We start from the raw sequence: 16,210 nt of genomic DNA on the forward strand, positions 1-16,210 counted from the left end.
GGGATTTTCCTGTCAGGGCCTGAGGTTCACACTGCTGCGATGCAATAGTTTGTCGTAGGTGCCCTGGTAACTTGCCACCATGGCATTCATGCTGAACTTTTCTTCGACCAAGCGACGCCCGCTAAGCGCCATTGATTGCCTGGTGTCGGCCTGTTTGGCCATCCGGATGATCGCCCTAGCCATCGATTCAGGATCCGCTGACGGGATAAGAACCCCGGTTTGCTCCGCCACAACAAGATCGGCATTGCCGCCGACATTGGTTGCTATTACCGGCAGGCCAGAAGCCATGGCTTCAAGGATAGTGTTGGATATACCTTCGGCCAGCGAGGGCAGGACGAAGCAGTCCAGTCCTCGCATGACCTCTGGTACGTCATTGCGCTCGCCAGGAAGCCAGGCCAATTGGTCGAGGCCCGCGGCATTGAGTAGCTGCTGGCACTCTTTACGCAACGGCCCATCACCGACCAAGACGAGGCGAATCTGTTCTTTCAGTTGAGGCTCCATCTCTAGCGCACGAATGAAAGCCCGGACCAAAGTGGGCTGATCTTTGACTGTCTGCATACGACCTACTGTGCCCAGCAAGCAGTGAGTCGGACGAGTAAACGGGCAACCGGGAATGGATTGATCCGGTTGGCCTGGATGAAAACGCGAGCAGTCAACGCCATTGTAAACTTGGAGCACCTTGTTCTGAGGAATGCGAATTATACCGTTCAGATATTGGGCGAGGTCTCGCGAAAGTGCGAGGTAATAACTCACGAATGGGCGATAAAAGCGTCGGACGCGCTGGTAAGTTATATTAGAGCCATCCAGGTCGCCAACGTCGCGACCGTGTTCTCCATGAATGCGGACCGGAACACCGGCCAACCAGGCAGGCAATTGAACTTCAAGCGCCGCCAGGTTACGGCTATGGACAATCGCTGGTTGTAACTGCCGAAAAAGCCGGAAAAGTTTTGGAAACAGCCATATACCGTGGCCTGGTGGCTTGTGCAGCGAAACAAATTGAATATCGTCCCGCTTTATACGATGGCGAAAATCAGTGACTTCCGTCAGCGCTATGATGACATGCCTATAGCTGTCGGCTGGCATGTGGTTTATCAGGTTAACTATCCCATTTTCCAGACCACCTGTATCAAAGCGGTACATCACGTGGGCGACAAGCGGTCGGGTATCACTTTTCATTGCTCACCATCGAATATGTCAATTGATGGGCGCCTTGCTTTCGCCCGGGAGGGCATTCCGAAATGCAGTTTGCTTCCCCTATGAAATACTAGCTCCCAAGCTTGCAGCCACTGCGTGCCATTTTGGGAGCTAAGGGCCTTCATGAAGAAGACTGGCGTGAGAGGTAGGGATCAATACGATTCATGTTTGCATCCCAGCTGCAGTGTGCAACCACCCGAGAGCGAGCCGCTTCGCCAATGGTGTTGCCTGTCACAGGAGAAGCCAGCTGCGAATCAATGGTGTCGATGAACTCGATTGCGTTGCTGGCGACCAGCAATTCCGTGCCTTTGACAGCGTCGACCGCAGCCGCACAGTCGGTCGTCGCGACGACCGGGCGAGCCATGGCCATGGCTTCGAGAATCTTGTTTTGGATGCCGCGGGCAATGCGCAGTGGTGCGACCACGATGCTGGCATGTTGCAGGTAGGGCCGTACATCCGGGACTGTACCCGTGACGACGATATGTTCGTTGGCCAGTGCTTGGACTTCAGGTGTCGGGGAACGACCGACAATGTAGAAACGAACGTCTGGCCGGCGTTGGCGCAGGGCGGGGAATACCTCATTGGCAAACCAGGATACGGCATCGACATTCGGCCAGTAATCCATCGCCCCGGTGAATACGATGGGGGTTTCCTCTGCGGCGTAAGGGGATGTGCGTTCCGGCGAGGGGGAAAAGTAGTCGGTGTCGACGCCGTTGCACATGGTTTCGGTTCGCACGCCGCATTCAGGTGCCAAGTGGTTGAAGAGCGCAACTTCGGCATCAGTGACAAAAAATGAGCGCACTGCCTGGGCGGCGATCAGCCGTTCATAGGCAAGCAGTTGTTGCCCTTCACGCCGATAGAGCCAGGACATTGGCCAGCGATGCTTGGGGGCGTACTGCGCCCACTTGGCTGAGTCGACGTCGACAAAGTCGATCAGCACCGGCATGCGCCGTTTGTCTTCGATGTATTGAGCCATGGCCGAACTAAAAACTACCGTGGCATCGATTTTGTTCAATCGGCAGGTCGTGTCCACCCAGTGTTGCAGCGCCGCATCGCGGTAATAGCGAAGCGTTAGCGGCTCTCCGGCAAGGAGGCCATTGAGACTGCGTATCTTGGCCATGCGTGGGTTGAGCTTGGCGACATGGAGATCGGCGCACATGCTCCGTAGTGTCGCAATGTGCGGCTCATCTTCCGGATCATCAATGAAGGTGCCAAGAAAGACCCGGTGCTGTTTGAGCAGGTGCTTTAAAAGATTGTACGAACGTACCTTGTCCCCCTTGTTGGGGGGGTAAGGCAGGCGATGGACAAGATAAAGAATATTGGCCATCTATCCCCCTAGCCAAGATTCCGGACGATATGCGGTCCCAGCCAGTTGGCGAGTCCTATCGGCATGCGCCGCCAGGCTTCGATGAACAGTTTGTACTTGGCATTGTTCGGGTTGTTCTGGGGAATGCTGTCGCGCTTGTAAAGGCAGTATTCATAATGTAGTTGTTGGGGTTCAAAACCCCAGTTTTTCTTGAAAGCGTAGGGGCCCGTATCTTTCTTGCTGCGGCCGTAATCAAAGACCTTGAGGCCCCGCTCGCAAGCACGGCGCATCAATTCCCAATACTTGAAGTCGTTTGCTGCCAGGTTGCGGGCGCTTTCATCATCTCCGGCGTAATAGGGCAGGACTTCGTCACGGAAGTAAAACGAGAAAACGCTGCTCAAGAGCTGACCATCGGCTGAGGTAACGGTCAGGATCTCGCAATCATCACCAAAAACACGCATCAAGCTATCGAAGTAGCGCTTGGGCAGTGCCGGAGTGCCGTGACGATGCACATTGTCGGCGAAAAGTTTGAAAAAACGCTCACTGCTGCGGTCGACCGTGCTAACAAGGCCATTTTTGATCCCTTTGCGGACCATGGCTCTCTGTTTGCGTGGAATTGCGAGCATATTTTGTTCAACTTCAGGCAGGATTTCCTTGCGAAAAGTAACGTATAAATCCTGGGTCGGCCAATCATTGGTGTGATGTGGCTCGATATTGCGGAACTCAAGATGCCCGACACCAAGTTTTTGTGCGAGCGCCTTGGCTGCCTCTTCCAGTGCCTGCAAGGCATCCTTGTTTTTAGCTGCGACACCACCGTAGACCGCAAAGGGCAGGGCAATCAGGGCATTGCCAAAAAGCAGGCTGTTAACATGCGCCAGCGGCAATACCCCATGAATTTCGCCGCCATCTTCAGCGTAGAGGAAGTAGGTCGGATGGCGAAAAACTTCGTGCAGAATGCTCTGCCAGCCGGCGCGATGAAAGAACGTGGCACTTGGGCAGGCGAAGACAAACTCATCCCAGCGCTGCACATCGACTAGGTCGGAAGGGGATAGCTGCTTGATGATCATGATGAATCAGGCCTTGCCAAGAAATAGGTGATCCATCCGGGTCCATGAAAAATCGGCCAGCAGACGGCGCAGACGATGCTCCATCTGGCCAATGTTTACGTAATGGCGGAAACGTGTTTTGCTGCTGATATTGGGGATGCGAGGTTGCTCGCTGTCGATTTCCCAAGGGTGGAAATAAAAGACTGCAGGAAGTTTGTCTACTGCATTGACGCGGCGAATCATCCAGCGCGATAGACCATAGGGCATCAAGCGAAAATACCCACCGCCACTGGCTGGCCAATTACGGTTGAAGAAACGCAAAGTAGTTGCCGGAACTTCCAGCAGGTTGCCTATTTTATGGGCGTGACGGGGAGCATTTGGCATCCCGTAATGGTCGTGGCGAATAGGGTAAATGCTTGAGCTATAGCGGTATCCTGCTCGCTCCAGGCATTCAAAGGCCCACAAGTTTTTTTCCCCAATCGAGAAGCTTGGGGCACGATAGCCTTTGACTTCGTAACCGGCGAGGTCCTCAAGAATCAGCTTGGCAACCTGAATGTCGGCAAAAAAAGATTCCGGCCCTTGGTCACTTGCCCGTTCATGCCCGTAGCCATGACTGGCTAACTCATGACCGCCGGAAACAATTCGTTGGATAACCTCAGGGTAGCGCTCGGCAATCCAGCCCAGGGTAAAAAACGTTGCTTTGGTTTGGTGATCGTCAAGCATTGCCAGGATGCGGTCGACATTGCGTTCAACGCGGCATTCACGAATTGCCCAGTCGCTACGCGGGATATGTGGCGCAAATGCAGAGACTTGAAAGTAGTCCTCTACATCAATGGTCAGGGCATTGCTGGCTGGGTGAGCTTGCATGGGCGTCTGCAACAATCAGTGAACTTCATTGCCGTGTCGGGAAAGCAGCCATTCGGAGAGATCAGCGGCGATCCGCTCGGCGGCGTGGCCATCCCAAAGTTCCGGAATCCGTCCGCTCTTGCCGCGTCCAGAAAGTGTTTCGGCAGCATGGTGTCGAATCATTACAACATCACGTCCGACCATGGTGTTTGTGCCTTGTTCGACCGTAATTGGGCGTTCGGTATTTTCGCGCATTGTCAGGCAGGGTATCCCAAGCGCTGTTGTTTCCTCCTGAAGACCGCCAGAGTCTGTCAATACCATGCGAGCCTCGGCCATCAGCCCGAGCATTTCCAGGTAGCCCTGCGGCGGCAGCATGATCATGCGCTCTGTGTCGATATGTTCCGCCAGTCCGAAGCGTTCGATATTGGCTTTTGTTCTTGGATGAAGGGCAAAGACCAAGGGAATAGATGTTGAAATTTCTCGAAGTACCTTCAGCAACGCGGTGAGAACTTCTGGCTGATCAACATTGGACGGTCGGTGCATGGTGACCACGCCATAACCCATTGTTCCCTCGATAATTTGAGGGTTGGCGCCGGTGGCGCGGATTGAGTCCGCCGGTGAACGCGCTAATTCGCGATTATTTAGCAGAGAGTCGATCATCACATTGCCAACAAAACGTACGCGTTCCAAACAAATGCCCTCGCGGGCCAGATTGTCGGCGGCGCTTCTTTCTGTCGTATACAGAAGATCTGCAATCTGATCGGTCAGAATGCGGTTGATCTCTTCAGGCATGCTGCGGTCATTGCTACGCAGGCCGGCTTCGACGTGAGCAACCGGAATGCCCTTCTTTACTGCAACAAGGGTACAGGCCAGCGTCGAATTGACATCACCCACAACGAGAACGCAGGACGGCTTATTGTCATCTAGTACCGGTTCGAATCGTCGCATGACTTCGGCGGTCTGCACCGCATGAGACCCTGATCCGACACCGAGGTTGATGTCGGGGAGTGGCAAACGCAAATCTTCAAACAATTTGTCGTTCATCTCATGGTCGTAATGCTGCCCGGTATGCACAAGAAGTGTCGGAATGGCCGGCTGATTCGCTGCGAAGGCGCGCAAGATCGGGGCAATCTTCATGAAATTCGGACGAGCCCCGACTACACAGATAACAGGTCCGAGTTCAACTGGCCAAAGGTCAGGCATTTGTATTCTCTGTTTGGACTGCGGCGGGTTTCAACTGAATATCGTTGCTGACTAGCTGCTGCAATAGCCCCAAGGTCGCGGTATTGATTTTTTCCAGTTGCAGAAGGCTGCGTTCAAGGCGCGCAAGACGCTCACCAAATTGCTCGACATTCAGGGTGGCAAGCAAGGCAACCGGGTCTTCATAAGTTTCCCCTGTGTTACTAAAGCGGGGGAGGTTGAGATTGGTGTACGGGGAGGGTGAGGGCGGTACCGCGGGCGTATAGCCCGCTGGGAGGGGCGTACTATCGCCGAGGGTTTCCTCATAAATTTCACGGGCAACCTCGTCTACATCAGAGTCGTTGAACTCCTTTTTCCCGATTAGATAGCCCGAGAGCAGAAGCCGGTCGCAAACCGAATTGATACGTCGCGGGATACCGCTGCTCGCCTTGAAGATCGCTTCATAAGCTGCCGGCAAAATCTTGGGAATGCCCGTTGAGCCCGCGCATTTCAGACGATGCTCAATATAGGCCTGCGTTTCGGCAACATCCAATGGGCCTATGTGACAGGCAGCAATGACACGTTGCCGAAATTGCATCATGTGCGGGCTTTGCAGGATGCCTCGGAACTCTGGCTGCCCAATCAAGAAGCTTTGTAGAAGTGCGTGGTTCCCAAACTGAAAGTTTGAAAGCATGCGTAGCTCTTCCACGGCGCGGGCCGTAAGATTCTGGGCTTCATCGACCACTAGCAAGCAACGCTTTCCTTTGCTTGTCATACTGATCAGAAAGGCTTCAAGTGACATCAAAATGTCAGACTTGGAGACATCCTTGGTCCGCAGCCCAAAAGCGGCACCGACCAGTCTTAGGGTGTCGTCGGCATCAAGTTGGGTGCTGACCAAGTGGGCGGCAACAACTTTTTCCGGGTCCAGGCTTTCAAGTAATCCGCGGACTATCGTGGTCTTTCCAGCGCCAACCTCCCCTGTAATGACAATGAAGCCTTCATTCTGATGCATGCCGTATTCAAGATAGGCTGTGGCTCGACGGTGTTGCCGGCTGCCGAAATAGAATGACGGGTCGGGGTTTAGCTGGAAGGGCTTGTTTTTTAAGCCGTAGTATGCTTCGTACATATGGTCAATACACGAAGAAAACGCTTCCGATGATGGCGTTTTCCGTATAGGGGTTGGTGGCGCTGTCAAATTCTGAACGGCGTGCGCTAAGCGCTCCAGTGGTCTTGGCGCCAAGCTTGGTAGATAGATTAATCTGGTAGATCGTTGTTGTGGCCTTGAGATTTCCCGTGCCTGTGATGGTCCCGGAATTAGTGCTTTCCTGGCGCGAGGCAAGCGCATTCAGATTGGAAATGTCACTGAGTCGGTGTGAGTAATTCAAGCTAAAACCCCGCTGCCGAACAATATTGCTTTGTGAAAAGTCATCATTGCTGCTTGCCGATGCCAAGGCAGACTGATCTTCACCTTGGCTAACCATCAGCGTAATCGTATTTCGAATGCCCGTGAGCGTTAAACCAAGTTGTTGCCTGCGCTGGACAGTGGCTCGGGAGGTCAGGAAGCTACTCGTGACTTGAGTATTTGCCGGAACGCCAAAGAGACTGTAGATGGCGTTGGCAATGGCACTTTCTTTCGCACCGGGAGGCATGCTGGCATAAGGCTCGACATTCGCCAGCAAGGGATAAAACAGGTCGTATACCGATCCAAAGCCGACGGTGGTGAACTGGTTCGGTAAAACCGAAACATCTCTTGTGTCGGAGAAACGGATGCTGCTCCTCGGGAAACGATGACTAAAGCTAACATTGTGACCGTCACCAAAAAAACGACGTTCCTTGAAAGCAGATATCTGAGTGCGCTCAGTCGGGTTCCAGTCAAAGCCATAACCATAGGTGTCATTGGTTTTTTGGTCCAATGAGGCATAGTTATTCGACTCCTGTCCGGCACTGGCCGAAACTCTGAACTGTGGGGATAGTGAATAAGTCAGCATCCCTCTAATGCGTTCGGAATCAGTGTCACGCCCGCGTGTGTAATCGACGCTCTGTTGGCTGCCATCGATTGTCCATTTCAGGTTTCGAAATGGGGTAGAACCACGAAGTTGGCCAGTCCACTCGGATATGTTGGTATCCGATACAGCTGATGCATCAGATCGCGTTGTCGAAAGGTTGTAGCGTAGCAAGTAGTCAACGAGCCCTCCCGCCTGGCCACGAATATAGGGAGAAAGCCTGTAGGTGGCGGTTTCCGTGACGTTATTGTTGATTGTCGAATTGCTGGGGGATTGAGGACCAAAGGCAGAGATTGCCTGTTGTGCAATCAGAGCACTGAAATCAAGAAATAGCCATTTCTCGACAGCCTCAAAAGTACCGAATGTATTCAACGAGTTTTGCGTTTGATTATAGCCGGACTCTCGTGCATAGAATAATCCGCGCAAGGTGTAATCCAGATAGGCTTTTAGGCGAGCGGCTCTCGCCTCCACGCGAATGCCTGGGGAAATTTCAGTTGTAAAATCCCCTTGCTTCTTATTGTTGCTGGCGTTGACGTTTACATTGTCGCTGTAGGTTTCGGTTACCCCGATTCTGGGGGTAATGACCCAGGCCCGCCCTTGTGATGTCGAGTTTCCTAAAGCAGAAGGTGGCGTTTGGGTGGCAGCAGAGGCATTTGTGGCAGAAAAGGCAGAACCGGAATCTGAACCAGTGCTAACGCTTTGAGCGAAAGCTAGTGAGCAAAAGCAACAAAGTCCAATAATCGATGCTGGCTGTACAGATTTAATATTTTTCCTAGCTCTCATTTCCATATCCATATCCGTAGCCATACCCGTAACCATATCCATCTCCGGCTGTTTGGCGGGATTGATTGAGAACCATCATTTTGACTGGACAGGCATCGATAGTCGAAACAGCCTGTTTAACAGCAGCTTGGGTCGTTTGCGCCGCATTGACCACCATTACAACTTGCCCCATATGTGTTGCTAAAGCACGAGCTTCGGTCGTGAGTAGCAAAGGAGGGGAGTCAAAAATGATGATCCGGTCGCTGTATCGCCGGGACATATCATCAAGTAAGCGAACCATTGCATCGCTGGCCAGTAGTTCTGTTGCACGAGGGTGCTGCGTACCACTGGGAAGGATAGACAGTTTGTCAATGTTGGTTCGCATTAATACACTGGAGATGTCAACGGAATTTTTGTCGACAACATCCAGCAAGCCGGGGGCCGGTGGGAGGCCCAGCATGTTCAGAATTGATGGGCGCGCAACATCTGCGTCGACCAGCATTACCGTATTGTCCAGTTCCATCGCAATACTGATGGCCAAATTTATGGCCGTAAAACTTTTACCTTCACCTGGCAAGGCGCTGGTAATCATGATCAGATTCCCGTTGGCAATCTGGGTGGCCGACCGTCCCATCGCATTTGCGATTAGGGGGCGCTTTATCACTCGGTATTCGTCTGCTAGCTGGCTGCGGGTTGCATGAGGAACCAGAAGACCAGAGGCTGCTATCGCCTCAAGGTTGAGGTCAACACGCTTGCCTCGCGGATGGCTTGGTACGTTAGAAATAGTCGCGTCGGACTGCCGGCTTGCTGATGACTCACTCTCGATGCTATCCGTGTTTTGTGGGGGATGGAGGCGCGGGGGGGGCTGTAATTCAGGTTTGTCTTCTGGAAGTTCAACACCGGCTTGCCGGAGTTGCTCAAGACGTTTGGCTGCTTGTTCAATCAGACTCATCGAGTTACCTCAGGCAGCGCGTTGAGAGAGGAAAGTTAGCATCGCGATACCTGCACCATACGCAATAACAAGACCCGCAGTAGCCAACAAGAAGCGGTGAAGGCTAGTACGCTCTTTGGCACGACGTGCTTCGTTGGGGATCAAGGAAACAGTTCCGAGCAAAGGAAGTCCCGTGACATCGCGCAATGTCTTTCCATCGAAAAATACCGGTCGAACCTGGCTGGCCACAAAGGCTGCGAAAAGGCCCGCAACAAGTGCAAGAACAAGGCCTGTAGGTAGCAAAATCAGACGGTTGGGGGCAACGGGGTTGGGGGAGGCGCGTGGCGGGTCAATTAGACGAAAATCTGCAACCGAGCCTGCCGACTCCAAGTCACCAGACAATTCCGCTGACTCTCTACGGGTGACCAATTGTTCGTAGTTCTTTTTGTGGATATCGTAGTCACGATTGAGTTGAGTGTATTCAGCCTCAAGTTGTGGTTGAGTCTTCAGCAAGTCAACCGCGCGCCGATAGCGTGACTCGTATTCAGAAACCCTGGCGCGTAATGAGGCAACATTGGCCTCAGACTCCGCTAAAGAAACCTTCAGTTGTTGATATACGGGGTTGTTACTTACCGAAGACCCTGGGTTCGCGGCAGCGAACTTCTTTCGTGCGACGAGTTCCTGGCGTTTTTGATCCTCCAGATCTTTGATTAGGCGCCTTGCGCCAACAACATCCGGGTGCTGATCTGTGTAGCGTTGCAGGAGATTATCGAGGTTTCTTTTTTGTGTATCTATCCGCCCATCTATTTCCGGAAGCGACACACCTGAGTCCGCACCGGGTGCCTCCGGTAATAAAACAGGTTCCTCACCGACAATCTGGCGGCGCATAGCATCCCGGGAGTTCTCGGCCTCTCGTAGTGCTAGGCGGGAACTGTTCAGCATGTTGGTGAGCTCTGATAATTGCTCCGTACTGTTTTTCCCATCTGCGGTATATAAATCCACATTACGGAGCTTGAATTCCTTAAGGCGCGCCTCTGCATCCTGCAGCTTTTTCTCGTAATTCCGAATCTGTTCATCGATGAATTTTCGAGCAGAATCAGAGTCTTGGCGTTTGTCACCAAGACTGGATTCGACGAAAATTGAAACTAGCGCTTGTACTACACGTTGAGCTTTGCCAGGGTCGCTATCTCTATAGGAAATGGTATAGAGATTATCGCGACCCACGCTGGAGATAGTCAGGGTTTTGGTCAGGCGCTCCATCAGCGCCTCCCGTTCACCCTTACCGCTGAGGTTTAGGTCGAGATCGGCCATGCGAATCAATTTTTCGACATTGGGTCTGCTAATCAATGTCCGACTAAGCATCATGACTTGTTGCTCGACATTTGGCTGGACAGCGAGACCTGACATCAATGGCTTGAGGATTGATTGGGTATCGACAAATATTCTGGCCGAGGCTTCATATTTGTCAGGGATGCGTAAAATCACACCGGCAGCTATCGCACCAACCACCCAGGCAACCAGCATTCCCAGTCGGCGATGCTGCCACGTCGCACGTAGGATAACCAAAGCCTGGCGGAGAATCTCTTCCATCTATGAGTCCAAACGAATAGCCGTCCTAGGGGGAGGGGGCGGACGGCTTTGGTTTATTGGGATGTTCAGAACCAGCTTTGCGGAATGATTAGAACATCGCCAGGTTTCATTTCGACGTTGGCGGAAACGTCGCCTCGCTTAACGAGATCCTTTAGTCTTACCGTGTATTGGGCATTGTTTTCAGATGTGCGCAGGATTGTCGCGCGATTGCCGTCGGCGAAGTCAGTAATCCCCCCGACTGCAATCATTACGTCAAGGATTGTCATTTTCTGCTTGTAGGCCAAGATCTGTGGCTTTGCCGCCTCTCCGATTACACGGATTTGTTCACTGTACGGACCAACGAAACCGGTGACGATGACTGTTACCACAGGGTCGCGAATGAATTTTCCGAGTTCCTTCTCGATATCGCGAGCTAAGCTTGTGGAGTCCTTGCCCATGGCATTGAGATCGTCAATCAACGGGGCGGAGATTTTGCCATCTGGGCGAACCGGTACCGACATGGAGAGTTCCGGGTTGCGCCAGACTACAATATTGAGATTGTCGCCGGGGCCAATTTTGTAGCTATAGTCGGCCGAAGCCGCTGCGCTAGGAGCTGGTGGATGACTGGAGCAGGCTCCCAATGTCGCTGCGGCAAGCGCTATCCAGAAAAGCTGGGAAAGCGACAAGGCGGTTTGACGAGTCTTTGACATAAATTTTCCCTCAATCATGTGGCAGGAGCGCCTGCTCAAGTAAATCAATAGAGCATAATAATAGCGGAAAGTAGGCGCAGATTACGTGAAAGAAAGAGTGTTCCTGAGGAACTATTTCACAGCAGACTACACTCCGTGACGGAGAGCATCGGTAATGTTCAGTTTTGATGCTCGGTGAGCAGGTAGAACCGAGGCCAGAAAGGCTGCCAAAAAACCAATTCCCCCTGAAGTTAGTGACATCGTAAGATCTAGGCGAATTTGTGCTGTGTAGCCCAGATTTGAGTTGGGAGGAGGCGGCATTTCAATACCTATGCTTGAAAAGATGAAGGCAAAAACAAAGCCGATGGTGACGCCGAGTAACGCTCCAAATAAACCAAGTAAGGCGCTTTCAGTCATGATCAATGCAAATACGCTCCCGGGAGTTTCCCCTAAAGCCAACAATGTTCCGAATTCTCGGGTCCTTTCAAACAATGTCATGTTTATGCTGTTGGCAACGCTAAGTAAGACCATGAAAAAAATGATTAGGCGCAACACTCCGAATTGAGCATCGTAGAGTTGAACTGTTTTCTCATAGAAGTCAGATAGTTCACGCCAAGTCAAAAGTTCAAGGCCGCTCACATTGGCTTGCGCTCGAATGGCTTGTGCAACAATGTCGGTTTTCTCCGTCTGGGAAAGGGAGATAACCAATAAGTGTGCAGATTGAGTATCGAGTAATTCTCGTGTCGCAGCCATTGGAATACGTACAGCCCTAGCATCGAATTCTTTAGAAAAACTTTGAAAAATGCCAACCACTTCAAAGTCTAGTGTGTTAACAGCGCCTTGAGCCAAACTGATCAGAAGCGTTACTCGGTCTCCGATTTTTAGATTCAGGGTGCGCGCTACCCCTTGGCCAACCACAATCCCATCCGTGTCATTGTCCGTTAGGGCTCTCCCTTCTATATATCGCATGAAGCTTCCGATTTTTGCTTCACCGTCAGGTTCGATGCCGTCACCAATTATTCCTAGATCGCGTTTGCCGTTGTTTAGCATCCCTGAGAAGTTAATTCGAGTAACGATCTGTTCTATTCCGGGAAATGTTGCTAAAGAACGCTTGATATCATTCGGTTGTTCGATCATGTGGTTTTCTGGCGTACGTGTGCGCGTTGCCCAAAAGCCTTGGCGTGCTAATTGGATGTGCCCCGTTTGAGAGTGGATGGTTGCCTCTCCAAGTTGGACGAAAATGTCCTGCACAAATCCTCCGGCCAGCATAAGGCTGGCGACGCCAAGGCTGATTGCAGCCAGCGTTCCGGCAGTGCGCGCCCGGTGACGTAGCAGATTGCGCAGTGCAAGCGAAAATCCTCCAAAAGTACGGATGTTCATTGGTTGCACCGTAGGGCATCGACTACGTTCATTCGACTAGCCTTCCATGCGGGCATAATGCTGGCAATTAGTGTTGTAACTAAGGCTAGAAGTAAGGCATCCAACGCTAGATTTGTCGTGACAGTAATCGCTGCGGTAAAGCCAGTATCCATCCCTGGTGGTGGGGGCATGGGGATTCCAATAATCGAAAGAGTTTCAGCAACTCCGTATCCCAGGGCAACTCCTATTAGACCGCCAATGGCTCCTATTAAGACCCCTTCAATGATAAACATACGCAGTATTTCGGAACGCCGCGATCCCGTAGCCATGATTGTGCCAATTTCTGTTGTGCGCTCCAGAACGCTCATGGTTTGGGTATTGGATATGGTCAGAATAATAATAACCGCGATGATAAGCTTCATCAGGTTGACCTGTTTGCCAAACAAAATGACAGTTTTGTTATAAAAATCTGCTAGATCGGTCCACGGAATCACTTCAAAGTTTTTACTGGAGAGTGTTTGGCGAAGTTGATTGGTGGCCTGTGCTGTTTTTTCTGTATTGTTCAAAAGAAGAACCCAGCTAGTTGCACTTTGTACACGCATCAATTTTCGAGCCAAGTCGATGGGGAGGCGCAGTGCGGTGTCGTCAAACTCCTTGGCTGCAGTAAAAAAAGTTCCCGAAACTTTGACTTCAATAGCATTGGGGGTGCCGTTAGCAGCGGTTACCAGTAGGACGGCCATGTCTCCCGCTGAAACCCCCAGATTCTTTGCCAAGCCTTCGCCTAGTAGAACTGATTTTTCATCCGATTTTTCAAGATTTTTCCCTGTGCGAATATGAATTTGATCACTGATTACGGATTCGCGCTCGGGTTCGATTCCCTCGCCGATGAAACTGATTGTTGCATCTCCATGACTAAGCAGGCCGCTGAATGCAAGGCGTTGGGCGACATTGACGATGTCGGGGGTTCGTTCGATATTTTGCAGTTCGCTTGAGTTCGCTGGTAGAAGAAAATTGTACGGGTCGGCAATACCTTTATCCATGTATCCCGGCTTGACTATCTGAATGTGTCCCAACTGCGAGCGAATGGTGGATTCGCGCATGCTGGCAAAGATCCATTCGATAAAACCACCTGCCAGCAGATATGCAATAACACCACATGCAACCGTCAGAAGGGCCACCAAGGTCCGATTTCTATTGCGCCTCAGGTTTCGGATGGCAATCCGTAACTCCGTAATTAAATTGCTCATTGGCGCCGTTAGAAGCTTCGGGTAATGTAGTTGCATTGATTCTAATACCAAACACACTTGATCTGGAGGCGCGATGGGAGTCTTTAATTATGACGAGGCATTTTCCAGAAATATCGGTTGGGTAACAGAGAGCGAGCAGCAGCAGTTGCGACAATCTCGGGTGGCTATCGGGGGGCTCGGAGGGGTGGGTGGAGTTCATTTGCTGACCTTGGCACGCCTTGGGATTGGACAATTCTCGATTGCTGATTTCGATGTGTTTGATATTGTCAATTTCAATCGTCAAGTGGGGGCCGTAGTCAGCACGATTGGTCGGCCGAAAATTGATGTGCTGTCCGATATGGCCCGCGAAATCAACCCGGAGGTTGATCTCCGGTTATTTCCTGACGGCGTAAAAATCGAGTCCCTTGACAGTTTTTTGGATGGGGTGGATGTCTATGTAGATGGGTTAGATTTTTTTGCTTTTTCAGCCCGTCGTGCAACCTTCTCTGCTTGTGAGAAAAAGGGAATTCCAATTGTTACCGCTGCACCACTTGGCTTGGGAGTTGCATTGCTGGCATTCGGGCCGGGAGGAATGCCATATGAAGATTACTTTGGATTCAATGGGTGCGATGAGGAGGAGATGGCTATCCGATTTCTCGTTGGCTTGTCCCCTGCGATGCTTCAGCGAGGCTATGTGGTCGACGCCACCAGAGTAAATCTGACCGAGCGTCGTGGGCCTTCTAGTATTGCTGCTTGCCAGCTTTGTGCTGGGGTGGCGGCTGTGGAAACTTTGAAGCTCCTGCTGGGCAGAGGCGGGGTGAAATATGCCCCTTGGGGAAGTCAGTTCGATGCTTACCGCATGCAATATTCGCGTACTTGGCGCCCTGGTGGATACAAAAATCCATTACAGCGTCTGATGCGTAGTTTGGTTAGAGGGCAATTGGCGAAGATGGCCCAAGGTAGATAAAAATGAATCGAGATACCTTAGCTCAAATACTTGACTTAGCACGCTGGGCTCCTAGTGGCGACAATACTCAACCATGGCGTTTCGAGATTGTTGGGGAGGACCAAGTTGCAATTCACGGTTTTGATACCAGAAAACATGTCGTATACGATTTTAACGGTCGCCCGAGTCAGATGGCTCACGGTGCACTTATCGAAACGCTCCGAATTGCCGCCACTGGTTTTTACCATGTTATCGATTGGACGATTCGGGCCGGATCTCCAGAGGATGCTCCGGTCTATGATGTGACCTTCCGCAATATGCCGGATTTGGAGCCAGACCCTTTATTTCCCTACATTGAACAGCGTGTCGTTCAGCGCCGGCCGATGCGGACGCAGCCATTAGGCTCTCTTCAGCGACGTAGTCTTGAAAAGGCTGTTGGCAAGGATTATTCCTTGCGCTTTTTTGAGGGGGCAATTGAGCGATTGAAGGTTGCTAAACTTCTCTGGGATAGCGCGGATATTCGGCTGAGGTCGCCTGAAGCTTACTTGGTCCATCGCGAGATAATTGAGTGGGGGGAGCGTTATAGCAAAGACCGCTTGCCGGAGGAGGCTGTTGGTGTTGACCCGGTTACGGCTAAGTTGATGAAATGGGTAATGGGGAGTTGGGGGCGAGTCCAGTTTTTCAATCGATATCTATTGGGAACTATTGCTCCGCGCATACAGCTTGATTTTATTCCCGGTTTTTCTTGTGCCGCGCATATCCTAATGCAACCCCGAACTGCACCGACTGGTTTGATGGATTACCTTCAGGCAGGGATTGCCTTGCAGCGGCTTTGGCTCACTGCAACAGCCAACGACTTGTATCTTCAGCCCGAGATGACGCCCGTGATATTTCGTTGGTATGCGAGAGCGGAGCAGAAAATTTCGATAGTGGAGGCTTTGAATCAAAAAGCTAATGAACTCACCGAGGCTTTCGAGAGTCTGGCTTGTGCCAAAAAAGACGATAGCTTTGTGTTTTTTTGCCGGGTAGGAGTTTCTGGCATGCCGCGCTCACGTTCGATCCGAAAAGATTTGGGTGATTTGTGGGTTGGCTAGGTGCTGCAGCACTGAGTCTGGCACCGTTGTTGAGGGCGGTATTTCTACGAAAAAAAATAC

14 protein-coding genes are annotated in these 16,210 nt (G+C 51.6%); 2 read left to right on the forward strand and 12 right to left on the reverse strand.

Annotated features, from left to right (window positions below):
• Nucleotides 1-12: 12 nt before the first annotated feature.
• From GH663_RS11245 to GH663_RS11300, 12 genes are all read right to left on the reverse strand, one after another.
• Nucleotides 13-1,176 (reverse strand): TIGR03088 family PEP-CTERM/XrtA system glycosyltransferase, encoded by a 1,164-nt coding sequence (locus tag GH663_RS11245; protein WP_153131839.1) that lies wholly within the window; start codon nucleotides 1,174-1,176, stop codon nucleotides 13-15.
• 139 nt (nucleotides 1,177-1,315) lie between these two features.
• On the reverse strand, nucleotides 1,316-2,521 hold the full coding sequence (locus tag GH663_RS11250) for a TIGR03087 family PEP-CTERM/XrtA system glycosyltransferase (RefSeq protein ID WP_153131840.1): 1,206 nt from the start codon (nucleotides 2,519-2,521) through the stop codon (nucleotides 1,316-1,318).
• Between the two features lie 8 nt (nucleotides 2,522-2,529).
• A complete protein-coding gene (locus GH663_RS11255; protein WP_153131841.1) occupies nucleotides 2,530-3,567 on the reverse strand; it encodes a FemAB family XrtA/PEP-CTERM system-associated protein in 1,038 nt (345 codons plus the stop codon).
• Between the two features lie 6 nt (nucleotides 3,568-3,573).
• On the reverse strand, nucleotides 3,574-4,413 hold the full coding sequence (locus GH663_RS11260) for an XrtA system polysaccharide deacetylase (protein WP_153131842.1): 840 nt from the start codon (nucleotides 4,411-4,413) through the stop codon (nucleotides 3,574-3,576).
• 15 nt (nucleotides 4,414-4,428) lie between these two features.
• Nucleotides 4,429-5,595, reverse strand: coding sequence for a non-hydrolyzing UDP-N-acetylglucosamine 2-epimerase (wecB, locus tag GH663_RS11265; RefSeq protein ID WP_153131843.1), 1,167 nt, complete (start codon nucleotides 5,593-5,595; stop codon nucleotides 4,429-4,431).
• Entirely contained in the window at nucleotides 5,588-6,697 is a 1,110-nt protein-coding gene (locus GH663_RS11270; RefSeq protein ID WP_153131844.1) for an XrtA/PEP-CTERM system-associated ATPase, read from the reverse strand. Before GH663_RS11270 ends, wecB begins: the two co-directional genes overlap by 8 nt.
• A 4-nt stretch (nucleotides 6,698-6,701) precedes the next feature.
• Nucleotides 6,702-8,399: a TIGR03016 family PEP-CTERM system-associated outer membrane protein gene (locus tag GH663_RS11275; protein WP_153131845.1), complete on the reverse strand. Its 1,698-nt coding sequence runs from the start codon at nucleotides 8,397-8,399 to the stop codon at nucleotides 6,702-6,704.
• On the reverse strand, nucleotides 8,347-9,288 hold the full coding sequence (locus GH663_RS11280) for an XrtA-associated tyrosine autokinase (RefSeq protein WP_153131846.1): 942 nt from the start codon (nucleotides 9,286-9,288) through the stop codon (nucleotides 8,347-8,349). Before GH663_RS11280 ends, GH663_RS11275 begins: the two co-directional genes overlap by 53 nt.
• 9 nt (nucleotides 9,289-9,297) lie before the next feature.
• A complete protein-coding gene (locus GH663_RS11285; protein WP_153131847.1) occupies nucleotides 9,298-10,857 on the reverse strand; it encodes an XrtA system polysaccharide chain length determinant in 1,560 nt (519 codons plus the stop codon).
• A 65-nt stretch (nucleotides 10,858-10,922) separates the two neighbouring features.
• Complete coding sequence (locus GH663_RS11290) at nucleotides 10,923-11,546, reverse strand: XrtA/PEP-CTERM system exopolysaccharide export protein (protein ID WP_246181565.1); 624 nt, start codon at nucleotides 11,544-11,546, stop codon at nucleotides 10,923-10,925.
• Nucleotides 11,547-11,672: 126 nt separating this feature from the next.
• Nucleotides 11,673-12,905 carry an ABC transporter permease gene (locus GH663_RS11295; protein ID WP_153131848.1) on the reverse strand — a complete coding sequence of 411 codons (1,233 nt, stop codon included), beginning with the start codon at nucleotides 12,903-12,905 and terminating at the stop codon, nucleotides 11,673-11,675.
• Complete coding sequence (locus GH663_RS11300) at nucleotides 12,902-14,062, reverse strand: ABC transporter permease (RefSeq protein ID WP_281349784.1); 1,161 nt, start codon at nucleotides 14,060-14,062, stop codon at nucleotides 12,902-12,904. The genes GH663_RS11295 and GH663_RS11300 overlap by 4 nt, the downstream gene beginning before the upstream one ends.
• 142 nt (nucleotides 14,063-14,204) lie before the next feature.
• Between GH663_RS11300 and GH663_RS11305 the strand changes: the two genes are divergently transcribed.
• Both GH663_RS11305 and GH663_RS11310 read left to right on the forward strand, forming a co-directional pair.
• Nucleotides 14,205-15,077 (forward strand): ThiF family adenylyltransferase, encoded by an 873-nt coding sequence (locus GH663_RS11305; protein ID WP_153131850.1) that lies wholly within the window; start codon nucleotides 14,205-14,207, stop codon nucleotides 15,075-15,077.
• Between the two features lie 2 nt (nucleotides 15,078-15,079).
• Nucleotides 15,080-16,150 carry a nitroreductase family protein gene (locus GH663_RS11310; RefSeq protein ID WP_153131851.1) on the forward strand — a complete coding sequence of 357 codons (1,071 nt, stop codon included), beginning with the start codon at nucleotides 15,080-15,082 and terminating at the stop codon, nucleotides 16,148-16,150.
• Nucleotides 16,151-16,210 lie beyond the last annotated feature (60 nt).

This window comes from Dechloromonas hortensis, assembly GCF_009469765.1.
Classification (GTDB): Bacteria; Pseudomonadota; Gammaproteobacteria; order Burkholderiales; family Rhodocyclaceae; genus Azonexus; species Azonexus hortensis.